Annotated in this window: 15 protein-coding genes and 1 pseudogene; 11 read left to right on the top strand and 5 right to left on the bottom strand. The window is 34.0% G+C overall.

Translation table 11 applies throughout. The annotated features are described in order from the left end of the window. Nucleotides 1-759 precede the first annotated feature (759 nt). The 5 genes from repM to CYK47_RS14300 all read left to right on the top strand — a co-directional run bounded on the left by repM (nt 760) and on the right by CYK47_RS14300 (nt 4,498). On the top strand, nt 760-1,701 hold the full coding sequence (gene repM, locus CYK47_RS14320) for a replication initiation protein RepM (protein WP_122902471.1): 942 nt from the start codon (nt 760-762) through the stop codon (nt 1,699-1,701). Nucleotides 1,702-2,111: 410 nt separating this feature from the next. Further along, the gene (locus CYK47_RS14315) at nt 2,112-2,633 is read left to right on the top strand and encodes a hypothetical protein (RefSeq protein WP_122902470.1); all 522 of its coding nucleotides are present in this window, start codon (nt 2,112-2,114) and stop codon (nt 2,631-2,633) included. Nucleotides 2,634-2,789: 156 nt separating this feature from the next. Then, nucleotides 2,790-3,299: a hypothetical protein gene (locus CYK47_RS14310; protein ID WP_122902469.1), complete on the top strand. Its 510-nt coding sequence runs from the start codon at nt 2,790-2,792 to the stop codon at nt 3,297-3,299. 547 nt (nt 3,300-3,846) lie between these two features. Further along, a complete protein-coding gene (locus CYK47_RS14305; RefSeq protein ID WP_004668307.1) occupies nt 3,847-4,203 on the top strand; it encodes a type II toxin-antitoxin system RelE/ParE family toxin in 357 nt (118 codons plus the stop codon). Then, nucleotides 4,196-4,498 carry a helix-turn-helix domain-containing protein gene (locus CYK47_RS14300; RefSeq protein ID WP_001140620.1) on the top strand — a complete coding sequence of 101 codons (303 nt, stop codon included), beginning with the start codon at nt 4,196-4,198 and terminating at the stop codon, nt 4,496-4,498. The genes CYK47_RS14305 and CYK47_RS14300 overlap by 8 nt, the downstream gene beginning before the upstream one ends. Before the next feature lie 41 nt (nt 4,499-4,539). Here the strand turns inward: CYK47_RS14300 and CYK47_RS14295 are convergent. Both CYK47_RS14295 and cadR read right to left on the bottom strand, forming a co-directional pair. Further along, nucleotides 4,540-4,701: pseudogene (locus CYK47_RS14295) on the bottom strand (IS6 family transposase); the annotation flags it as partial. Between the two features lie 93 nt (nt 4,702-4,794). Beyond that, on the bottom strand, nt 4,795-5,187 hold the full coding sequence (gene cadR, locus CYK47_RS14290) for a Cd(II)/Pb(II)-responsive transcriptional regulator (RefSeq protein WP_000550240.1): 393 nt from the start codon (nt 5,185-5,187) through the stop codon (nt 4,795-4,797). An 89-nt stretch (nt 5,188-5,276) separates the two neighbouring features. On the opposite strand from cadR, the gene CYK47_RS14285 reads away from it, so the two are divergent. Then, nucleotides 5,277-6,557, top strand: coding sequence for a cation efflux transmembrane domain-containing protein (locus CYK47_RS14285; protein WP_005237495.1), 1,281 nt, complete (start codon nt 5,277-5,279; stop codon nt 6,555-6,557). Nucleotides 6,558-6,831: 274 nt separating this feature from the next. On the opposite strand, the gene CYK47_RS14280 is transcribed toward CYK47_RS14285, so the two are convergent. Next, nucleotides 6,832-7,539 (bottom strand): hypothetical protein, encoded by a 708-nt coding sequence (locus CYK47_RS14280; RefSeq protein WP_122902468.1) that lies wholly within the window; start codon nt 7,537-7,539, stop codon nt 6,832-6,834. A 139-nt stretch (nt 7,540-7,678) separates the two neighbouring features. Here CYK47_RS14280 and CYK47_RS14275 point away from each other — a divergent pair, with 139 nt between their 5' ends. From CYK47_RS14275 to CYK47_RS14265, 3 genes are all read left to right on the top strand, one after another. Then, nucleotides 7,679-7,999, top strand: coding sequence for a hypothetical protein (locus CYK47_RS14275; protein ID WP_005020911.1), 321 nt, complete (start codon nt 7,679-7,681; stop codon nt 7,997-7,999). Next, entirely contained in the window at nt 7,983-8,288 is a 306-nt protein-coding gene (locus CYK47_RS14270) for a helix-turn-helix domain-containing protein (protein ID WP_005166858.1), read from the top strand. The genes CYK47_RS14275 and CYK47_RS14270 overlap by 17 nt, the downstream gene beginning before the upstream one ends. Before the next feature lie 152 nt (nt 8,289-8,440). Then, a complete protein-coding gene (locus tag CYK47_RS14265) occupies nt 8,441-9,064 on the top strand; it encodes an FMN-binding negative transcriptional regulator (RefSeq protein WP_122902467.1) in 624 nt (207 codons plus the stop codon). A gap of 118 nt (nt 9,065-9,182) precedes the next feature. Here CYK47_RS14265 and CYK47_RS14260 read toward each other — a convergent pair whose 3' ends face one another. Continuing rightward, entirely contained in the window at nt 9,183-10,046 is an 864-nt protein-coding gene (locus CYK47_RS14260; RefSeq protein ID WP_122902466.1) for a hypothetical protein, read from the bottom strand. Between the two features lie 389 nt (nt 10,047-10,435). Here CYK47_RS14260 and CYK47_RS14255 point away from each other — a divergent pair, with 389 nt between their 5' ends. Both CYK47_RS14255 and CYK47_RS14250 read left to right on the top strand, forming a co-directional pair. Continuing rightward, on the top strand, nt 10,436-10,732 hold the full coding sequence (locus CYK47_RS14255) for a BrnT family toxin (protein ID WP_122902465.1): 297 nt from the start codon (nt 10,436-10,438) through the stop codon (nt 10,730-10,732). Beyond that, a complete protein-coding gene (locus CYK47_RS14250; protein ID WP_122902464.1) occupies nt 10,710-11,024 on the top strand; it encodes a BrnA antitoxin family protein in 315 nt (104 codons plus the stop codon). The genes CYK47_RS14255 and CYK47_RS14250 overlap by 23 nt, the downstream gene beginning before the upstream one ends. Nucleotides 11,025-11,048: 24 nt before the next feature. On the opposite strand, the gene CYK47_RS14245 is transcribed toward CYK47_RS14250, so the two are convergent. Further along, the gene (locus tag CYK47_RS14245) at nt 11,049-11,318 is read right to left on the bottom strand and encodes a hypothetical protein (RefSeq protein WP_252150298.1); all 270 of its coding nucleotides are present in this window, start codon (nt 11,316-11,318) and stop codon (nt 11,049-11,051) included. Nucleotides 11,319-11,434: the final 116 nt, after the last annotated feature.

The raw sequence follows: 11,434 nt of genomic DNA, 5'->3' as shown, positions 1-11,434 counted from the left end.
TGAATATATTGAGATGTTCTACAATACAAAACGCAGGCATGGTTCCAATGGTCAGCGTTCTCCATTAGATTATGAAAAGGCCCATCAAAAGATGGTTACGTGTGTCTAGAATTTTGGTGGCTATTCAGAGATCCTAGAATCTCATGAACATGTGTTAGACAGAATTCAACGTTTAGAACGTATCTTAAAAGACTCTCCAAGGAACCCATTTAGCCAAAATCTTGAGGGTTAAATCAGACTTCAATATTTTTTTATGTAGGAATTCCAAGAAATGGCCCTAAATTGCGTTTAGAGCCATCTTTTATTTTTCCACGTAGTTGGGCTTCATTTTTTAAAGAAAAGTCTCCTAAATCACCTTAAATTGCGTTTTAGATGGTATTAAAGAGATGGTTTGAGTCTAAATTTAGTATTTTGATCTTAAATAAAAGTCGTAAGAAAATAAGTTTTAGGTCAAGAATCTAAGTCAGTCTGAAAACAAAAAATCTTCTCTTTTTTTAACAAAAAATTGAGCGAAGCGGGCTTTTATATTCTTTTAAATGTTTTTAAATGCTTTTCCGCCGGCTGAAAGCCTTGATATCAGAGCATTTCAGGCCTCATATAAGGACGTTTAATTACCCATATAAGGACGTTTAGTTACCCATATAAGGACGTTTAGTTACCCATATAAGGACGTTTAGTTACCTTATGCTGACAAATAATTATTTGTCTTTTTTATGACAGGTGATATGTTGTCGCTATAAATAATTCTGGCTATCAAAAATGCAAAAAGAACTAGTCGTTAAAACAAATCGTTTAAATCAAGCATTTCAAATGCTGAGCCTTGCTGAGTTACATATCGTTCAGCTCGCTATTGTGGATGCAAGGGAAACAGGTACAGGGTTAAGTACAGATATACCCCTGCGAATTGATGCTAAGCGTTATGCTGAGGTATTTACTACTAGCAGACAAAATGCTTATCAACGTATGAAAGAAGCCGAAGATACCTTATTTAATCGTAGATTCAGTTTCTATGACGAAGATGGAAAACTTGTTAAAAGTCGTTGGATTTCTCAGGTTAAATATTTAGATGACCAAGGGGCTATAGAAATAGTCTTCACACCTGCAGTAGTGCAAGGTATAAGCAGGATCGATGGTGTTAAGGAGTTCTTTACTCAATACTTACTAAGTCAAACAGCTCAGCTTAAGAGTGTTTATTCTGCAAGGCTTTATGAATTACTGATCCAATGGCGTTCTACTGGGAAAGTACCAATGGTTGATCTCACAACTTTTAGAGAACAATTAGGTATTGCTGACCATGAATACAAACTAATGAGTGACTTTAAAAAAAGAGTATTAGAATTAGCAGTCAAAGAAATTAATGAGAAAACAGATATTACTGTTCAATATGAGCAACATAAGGCAGGTAGAATAATCAAAGGTTTTTCATTTTTATTTAAGCAAAAGCAAAGGTCTCCTAAACAAAAATCAGAAAATGATTATTCTAAAGATCTCAATGTGGGAGATATATTCCATAAGCTCACCGAGAAGCAGCTAGACATGTTTAGTAGTAAATTAGCTGATCTCCCTGCTGTGCAGACTATGGCTCATGTGGGTGAGGATATGAAGCAATTTGTAGCGCGTTTACGCTCGATGTTGATGGATGCAGTGCAGCAAAAGATACTTTTGCCATACCTTAAGGAAGTAGGCTATACAGCAGCTTAAATATGAGGGATTGATTACTTCATTTAGCAGTTGGGGGGTATATGCTCAAAGCTAAACTGAGGAAAATCACTAGGAAGCTTAGATGTTAAGTATGATGGATTGACTACTGGTTATGACAAATCAAACATGTCTAGTGCAGTGATAAAAAAGTCTGCCAAAAAGGACTTTTTGAGTCGTTTTTTTAACTAGTATATTCGAGCAAGATTGTTTAATTTTGATGAACAAAGTCGTGGAAAATTGCTTAAATATTGAGCGTGGAACGTGATAAATCATTTAAAAAGCCCAATCTGCTAGGATTGGGCTTTTTATTTTTGGTTAAATCATTGAATTTTATCAACTAATAAAACCAATTTCGTATAACGGGTATTATGTTAATTTTAGGAAATCTTTAAAGTATTTAAATAAAAGATATGAACGTGATCTCAGCAATATTATTAAATGAACACCCTGTCAAAGGATGTATTCAGGATGGAAATGGAAACACTAAACCATTTCCTATTTTTGCTATTGATGGACTTCCATTAAATATATGGATAAGTAAAAACACTAGTTTTAAGGATGCAAATTCTTCCGTTCCAGCACATGGTTGGCTATATGACTTTGAAAATAGCGTTCCTTTGAGTAATGCATGGAAACTATTAAAACCTGAAACTTCTGAATATGGTGCAGTATCCACTGTCATACCAATTTTAATTTGTTCTGATGATTTAGATCTTGTCTGTAATGTAATTATGATTGAACAGATGGTGACTGAATCAGAAGTTCAATGGATTCGATTTGGGGTAGCATGGAACAATATGCATGACCTTGTAACATCAGTAGTTTGGGAACAACCTTTTTCATCTCCTGTTTTAACATTTAAATTAAGTGATTTTGAAGAAGCATACAATAATTTGAAAAGCTTAGATAAAGCTTGGAATGAGGATATTTAACTTAATGGCTGTTATACGAAATGGAAAAACCTAGACTGAAGTGTAGGTTTTAAATTTTAAAAAACACATAAAAATTAAGGCTATAGTCTCAATTCTTCAACTTCGTATAACGGGTATTATGTTAATTTTAGGGAATCTTAATTTTAAAAATTAATTATGTTCAAAGCTTTAATGCTAGTTGTCGCTTTAGTTTCAACTTCTATCAATAATTTATCACATGCAGAGACCAATACATTGAACGCAAATAAGGTATTAGAGCCATTTATATTTGAAATTGGTTCTAATTTTTCAGATATTCAAACTAACTTCAGCTTAGAACCAAAGAATTCAGGAGTAAATTTCATTAAAGAATCAAACTGGTACAGATTAAAAACACCAGTAGGATTTATTTCTCTTCAAGAGTGGCAAGGTAAACTTCATTCTATTGCTTATGAAATTGATATAGATGATGTAGAAGTAAAAAAGAAATTAAGTGATTATCTTTTTGAAAAACATAAAAATAATTTTGAGTGGATAGATCGAGTTGATAATGGATTTTATATTTCATATGAATCATCTAATGATTCTATCCAAGGAATCTATGGTTACTCATTAGGAACAACTATTTCTTTTACTAGTAATGAAATTAGACAGGCTGAAACAAAGATTCGATTTCCAAATCTTTAATTTATGAAATCAGTTATTTAACATAATGGAGGTTATACGAAATGCATTTGTATATTAAGTTAAAAATCAATAACTTAAAAAATTCACCCTCATCACAAAAACCGCAAAAAGCCGACTTGGAAACAAGTCGGCTTTTTTTTAGGCGGTTTTGATAGTTCTTGCCAATAATTTTGTTTAAAAAGTAGTCGATTTTGCGATTTTTTAAATTTTATCAATGCGTGAATGTTCAAAATTATCCCCATTTCTTGTGGATAAATTTCAGGCACTTTGTACGCTTTAGCTTACTCAAATTCCAGTTCTTTGCGGCTATCAGGATAGCTAGAATATCCCTACGATAGATTCATACAGGAACAGGATGTTCCGGAGCAAAAAACAACAATGATAAGTTCTAACACTAGGATTGTGAGGTAGAGCAGCACCTACCAAAGATCGCACAATAAAAAACCCCGGCAGGATACCGGGGTTTTTTATTGCCTATCCTTTCTCATTTGCAAAACAAACATAATGCCCCTAGAATATAGACTATAATCTATATTCTGGTTGTGGTATGTGGACAGTCATTACGACAGATCTATTTAATCAGTGGCTTGAACAGCAAGATGAACCTACACAAGAGAAGGTCCTAGCTGCCCTGGTTGTTCTACAGCAGCAGGGACCGAGTTTAGGCCGTCCTTTAGTAGATACTGTGTATGAGTCTAAATTTACCAATATGAAAGAACTGCGTGTTCAACATCGCGGTAGACCCTTAAGAGCTTTCTTCGCATTTGATCCCTTACGACAGGCTATTGTTCTATGTATTGCTGATAAAGGCGGTAAAAAGCGTTTTTATAAAGACATGCTGGATATTGCAGATGAACAATACCAACTTCATCTCACTACCCTAGGAGATAAATCTAATGGCTAAGACTCTGCAAGAATTGTTAGCTAGCCGCTCTCCAGAGAGCCAAGCCCGTATTCAAAAAATGGCTGATGAATTACTGCTAGAAAATCAGCTTCATCTTATTCGTGAAGAACTCGAAATTTCTCAAAAAGAGCTTGCTGAAACTTTGGGAATAAAACAGCCATCGCTTTCAGCAATAGAAAATCGTGGCAATGATCTTAAGATTTCAACCATGAAAAAGTATGTTGAGGCAATGGGTGGGAAGCTCCGTATTGATGTAGAGCTTCCAACAGGAAAACATATAGGATTCAACGTTTAACAATAAAAATGGGAGCTATAGGCTCCCATTTTTATATTCGTATAACGTTGAACCCAACGGTAAATATTCGTGTGATCAACATTCACACCCCGTTCGGCCAGCATTTCCTGCAGTTCACGATAGCTAATGCCATATTTACAATACCAGCGCACAGCCCAAAGAATGATTTCGCCCTGAAAATGCCGACCATGGAAAGGATTCATATGCTGCACCTTTAGCTAAAACAGTCTTCAGCTTACCATTCGTGGTTATTTGCAACAGTGCCGATTTTTTGAAAAAAGCATAGGTCTAGATAATCAAGCTAGATTTTTTAAAACTCCACATTGGTCAATTGTACATAAACCATCACAAGTACCTCTTAAATCAGATAGTTGTTCAATAAGCTTTTGTTGCTTGATTATATTTTCTCTGATAGCACTGACATGTAAGTCAATTAATTCATTCACATCTGAACAATTTTTCTCAGGTTTGTCTTTATAGGTAAGTAATTGACGAATTTCATTCAAACTCATATTTAAAGTTCGGCAATTCAAAATAAATTTAATTCGCTCAACATAGCCTACATCGTAAAGGCGGTAATTTCCTTCCGTTCTTTCCGGTTCCGGAATTAAACCTTCCTTTTCATAAAACCTAATTGTTAATACTGAACATGAGGTTTTTTTAGAGAGTTCACCAATTTTTAAATGCATTGAGTTAGTATTTCCAAAGATTCTTGACTCTATAGTAACTATAGGGATTCTAATATTCAAAGTTTATAATTTTTTTAATGGGTATAATTATGAGTGGTTGTGGATGTAGTAAAGAAACACCATGCGAAGATAAGAAATCTCAACAAGAAAATCATCCATCAATTGCAGAAGCAAACAATTCAAAGAATTGTGATAATACGCTTAGCTGTTGTGGTGAAGAGGAAGAAAAAAAATCTTCATCTCCTTGCTGTAACACTTCAAACAGTTGTGAAGATACCGCTCAATCCTGTTATGGTTCTGATCCCAAAGAAAATTTAAGCACTGAAGATATTTTAAAAGATTCGCACTACATGAGTGAATACTTAGTTCCCAAAATGGATTGTTCTGCGGAAGAACAGATGGTTCGTATGGCGCTATCTTCAATTGATGGTGTTCAAAAACTCATCTTTGATTTACCTAACCGTTCTTTAAAGGTTCTACATAATCAAAAAGATGAAAATATAACCACCAAACTTGAAGCTTTGGGTTTTGGTGCAAAGCTTGTGAAGACTGAAACTTATATAAGCAATCAACAGGCTAAGCAAACAAGTACCTACACCATTCCTAAAATGGATTGCTCTGCTGAAGAGCAAATGGTCCGTATGGCTCTTGCAGATATTGAAGCAGTTAAAGGTCTTACTTTTGATCTTCCCAATCGAAAACTGAAAGTCTTCCATAATGAAGGGATTCAGCAAATTACGGCTAAACTCGAAGGACTGGGTTTTGGGGCGAAACTTGATGAAACACAGCTTTCTTCAGGCGATATACCTAATGAACCTGATCCTGTGAGACAAGCTAAAGTACTTAAACTGTTATTAGGTATTAATGCTCTACTTTTCTTTATAGAATTCATCAGCGGTATTATTGCTGCGTCTACAGGATTGATTGCTGATTCTTTAGATATGTTTGCCGATGCAGCCGTTTATGGTATTGCGCTATATGCCGTCGGAAAAGCTGCGAAATATCAAATAAAAGCAGCCCATTTCGCAGGTTGGATTCAGTTATTACTTGCTGTTATCGTGATTGTTGATGTCATTAGACGATTCATGTTTGGAAGCGAGCCAGAATCAACGCTCATGATTGTTATTGGCCTGCTCGCACTTATAGCTAACGTGACATGCTTATATCTTATTTCTGGTCATCGAGAAGATGGCGCACATATGAAAGCCAGTTGGATTTTCTCGGCGAATGACGTTGTCGTAAATATGGGCGTTATATTTGCCGGTGTACTCGTGGCGTGGACGGGATCAGCTTATCCAGACTTAATCATTGGCATACTGGTTTCTTTATTCGTACTTAATGGTGCCCGAAAAATTTTGGCTTTGAAGTAAGAGTATCGAAAATGAATCTATTTGGCACTATTGCAAATAACCACGAATGGTAAGCTGAAGACTGTTTTAGCTAAAGGTGCAGCATATGAATCCTTATGTCTTAAAAGCATGTAATTTTTAGTATTAAAAATAGCCCTCTGTTGAGGGCTATTTAACATAAAATCTCTTATACGAAATAGAAAAACCTAGGTCTGAAATTTTAAAAAATACATAAAAATTAAGGCCATATCCTCAATTTTTTAACTTCGTATAACGGGTATTATGTTAATTTTAGCTATTTTTCATAATACAGAGTTTGGTAAGGCTTAAATTTAAGCTCATTTTCCTTACACCAATCACAGAAACTAACGGTCATATTTGATTTTTTATATTGTATCCAAGCAGATATTATTTCTTTGTAATATAGATATTTTTCTTCAAATAGCTTTTTATCATTTGGATCAGAAAGTTCTAGTAAAAGTATACAAGCACGTTTTAATGTACTTAAAGCATCATCTAATGTTCCAATAAATAATGATTCACTAAGATGATGTGTTTGCCAATCAAGCTCATTAAAATCTGAATTAAGCAACGCTTTTCGACAAATCTGATTAGCTGGATCTAACTTTAATCCCTTCTCATACATGTCAATGTTATTACATAAGTATCCAAGCCATTGATAGGCAAGACTCTCGCCTTGAGAGCTTGCTCTAAATTGCATAATTTTAACTAAATATTTTTTTAGTGGGTCAGATATTAAAGTGTGAATTTCTTGATTTCTATAAATTATTTCTAAAAGAAATAGGCTTATATTTTGTTGTTTTTCTAGAGAACAAGATTCACAATAGTTAATGAATTCTTCAATTTTTTGAAATGCTATTTTCCGAATTCCTGTATCCCGATAATGGCAATATTCTGCAAAAAGTTTTAAGTCTTCATCTTCTTTATATTCGATAGCTATTTGCTTTAAGCCGTCAAAGTTTGTTTTGTTCCAATAAAACATGCCAATTTTTCTTCAATTAGAATTTTACTATCTTAATTTAACATAATGGCTGTTATACGAAATTCCAAAAATTATTGATTTTGTACTACTATGTAGTACAATAAAATTACTACATAGTAGTAGATAATATGGAAGCTTGATGTATACAATATGTGAAACCTCTTTGTTCAGTAAGTTTTATTCAGACTATTGGACAGAAAAAGAGTACAACGAGTTTAAAATTTTTCTTGCTTCCAATCCTGAAGTTGGAGACGTAGAGCCTAATTCAGGGGGAATACGTAAAGTTCGTTGGGGATCTGGTAAAACAGGGAAAAGCGGTGGAGTCAGAGTGATTTATTACAACCGTTTAGCTAACGGACAAATATGGTTACTCACCATTTATGGAAAATCTGCTGTTGATCAACTCGATAAAAAAGTACTACGTGCTTTAGTGGAGAAGCTAAATGAATCACTTAAATAATATTGAAAGCCGTGATGCAGAACGTGATATTGGCGCTGAGTTACTTATGGCAGTAGATGAAATGCTTGCCAATACTGCAGTAAAAACTTATACGATTACTCAAACAGATGTCGCCTTAGCTCGTCAAAAATCAGAGTTAAGCCAACGTCAATTTGCCGATACATTGGGTGTATCTGTACGTACTTTAGAAAGTTGGGAACAAGGTGTACGTAAGCCATCTAAAGCTGCACAGTCCTTAATTAAACTATTTATCAAAGACCCTTCTTTTGTCCGAGAAGCTCTTCGATAATTTTTAAAAATACAATAAGAATGGGAGCTACAAGCTCCCATTCTTAACTTCGTATAACGTGTATTATGTTAATTTTAGGAAATCTAAAAGAATTAGAATATATTGAAGCCGAAAAAATCTACTCTTAACTTAACGATGAGTTTTAAAAATAGATGTACATTCCTAATGATTTCCAAGAAGTTCGACCAAAAGAAATAACAAGTCTTATTAAGAACTATCCTTTAGCTTGTATAGTTGCCAACACTGCAAAGGGTCTTATTGCTACACACGTACCTCTAATAATGAGAAGTGATAATGTCTTAGTCGGTCATATTGCAATAATTAATGATATGAAAACACTAGTTTCGGATGCTCAAGAAGTTCTATGTATATTTAAAGGGGAAGATGCGTATATTTCCGCCAATTATTATCCAAGTAAATTTGAAGATCATAAGAAAGTACCTACTTGGAATTATCAAGTAGTTCATGTATATGGAAATATTAACTATTTTTCAGATACGAAAAGTAAATTGGCAGCTATTGGCATGCTAACAAAGATAAGTGAAAAAGAAGCAAATGGTGATTCAGGATGGAAAATGTCTGATGCTCCTAAAGAATATTTGATGGATCAGTTAAATGATCTCATCGTTTTTGAAATCAATATTTCTAAAGTTCAAGCTCAATCAAAATTAAGCCAAAATAGGGAGCAAAGAGACTTTGATTCTGTGATTAAAAATTTACAGGAAAGAGGTAAAAACGAAATTGCTGAAAGCATGTTAAGAATTGAAAGAAATTAATACTTTCGATTTAACATAATGGCTGTTATACGAAATAAAAAAACCTAGGCACTGCCTAGGTCTTAAATTTAAAAAAATACATAAAGATTAAGGCGCATGACACTTCAATCAAGCTATATTAATAATTACATACCATAGAAACAGCACCTTGATAGTTACCATTATTGCTCAAAGTCATACGGTAAATTGCACCAAGTACTAGGCTATTTGGTCCATTATCAGCTATGTTAAATATACCGATCTGATTTGATTCACCTTGTTGTCCTACGATACCCAATAAGTTATAGCTGCTATAGTTATTGAATGAATCAACCCATCTCATTGATGACGCAAAGGTAGTTTCATCACTGCCATTTTTTGCAGTAAATTTAACGTCGATATTGCCGTTAGGATTTAAAGTAATACTTCCATTATGAATGGATGGAGAAATAAATTTTTCAAATTGGCCACTATTGGTCACTTTTGCTTGAGTAGCATTAACATCAGTACAGTTAATTTGTTTGGTTTGGGCAGAAATACGCTTAGTAATGATTGGGGTAAATGCAAAATAAAAATAAGAGGCATTGCTATATTTGGAAATATCTGTTGATTTTATTTCCCCATTTTTTTCATAATTAAAAATTCCTTTGGTTACACGAGCAATCGTAAAGTTTTTATTTCCAGCAATTTCTTTCGCAACAATATCTCCTGTAATTTTGTAATCACCAAATTCGGTGATAATACCATCGGCATTTTGTTTTACAGAATCAAGTCTTGATACACCAGAAGAATTAGGGTAGTCAAAAATAATGTTGTAGGATTGTGATGGATTCAATTTTTCTAATACTGAACCAGTAGAAGTATCTGGTGTGGTGCCGCTGTTCCCTGTAGAGCTCGATGTACCATTCCCTGTAGAGCTCGATGCACCATCACTGCCGCCGCCGCAGGCAGTTAAAGTAAGACCCAAAGAAATAACTAAAAAAGAGGTCTTAAATCGGTTCATGGTAATTCCTAGTTTAAAAGAATCAACTATAGTCTATTGTTAGAATACTGAAAATACGAACATCTTTTTATTTACAATAACTTAGGTGCATAAACCTACTTTTAAAGGCTTATTCAGCAAACAATGATTGATAGCTATTAACTTTAGAGGCATATTTAATTCAAATATACCTCCCCTTTAACATAATGGCTATTATACGAAGTATAATTGTATATTAATTGCAATATCAATTACTTATTCACATCAGAAAAACTTCAAAATGACGAAAAAGCCGATTTTGAAACAAGTCGGCTTTTTTATGTTCGATTCTGTAAGATTATTGCCAATAAAGAATGCAAAATTTACAATTTTGTATTAACATTTTTGTATGAACAAAAAGCGATTTAACTATGGAAATTGAGTTTTCATGGGATGAGCAAAAAGCAGAAAAGAACCTCAAAAAACATGGTGTTGCTTTTGAAGATGCAACATTGGTTTTTTATGATGCTCATGCCTTATATAAACAAGATCGCTTTGAAAATGGTGAGTATCGTTGGCAAGCGATAGGTATGGTACATGGGCAAGCTGTTCTGTTGGTTGCTCATACAGTACAAGACCATAATGGGATAGATCATATCCGTATTATTTCGGCACGACAGGCAGAGAAAAAAGAGAGGAAACAATATGAGCAAAACCGTTACTTATAAAATGGATTTGAATAATCCTCCTGTTTTGTCAGCAGAACAAAAAGCAAGACTTGAAGCTTTGGCTCAACGTCCAGATAGTGAAATAGATTTTTCAGACATTCCTGAACTGGATAAAAATTTTTGGAAAAATGCTGTCAAAAACCCATTTTATAAGCCAACTAAACAAGTAACTACAGTTCGTATTGATGCTGATGTTATGCAATGGCTAAAAGCGCAAGGCAAAGGTTATCAGACACGTATGAATAAAATTTTACGTGATGCAATGTTAAATGATTTGAATAATCATCCATAAAAAACGGAGCTTAAGCTCCGTTTTTTACAAACTATTTTTAAGCTTATAGAACCTAAATTCTGGGTAAATTAAACCTATAACAAACAAAATGGTAAAACCTATCCATGTGAATAAAGCCATAGCCCTCAGTTGTTCTGTATTCCAGTCCTCAGGTGTGCCATTAAAGAAAAATATACTTTTCCATCCTTTTATATAGTCTGCTCCACCCCATGAAAGAATCCATTTACAAGTCAAACTCACTGCCAAATAGATCAGTACCCAAACCCCTGTAGACATAATTAACTGAATAGCCACCGATTTTGTAGACACCCTTTAGTTAGATAAAATGGCTAATTAACGAGGTGCTTATGAGCAGTAAACGATACCCTGAAGAATTCAAAATTGAAGCAGTAAAACAAGTCACTGAGAAA

Origin of the sequence: Acinetobacter sp. B51(2017) (genome assembly GCF_003711395.1) — a bacterium.
In the GTDB taxonomy this organism is placed as follows: Bacteria; Pseudomonadota; Gammaproteobacteria; order Pseudomonadales; family Moraxellaceae; genus Acinetobacter.
Note: the sequence above shows the minus strand (reverse complement) of the source record. Positions and strands in the feature narration are given on the sequence as shown.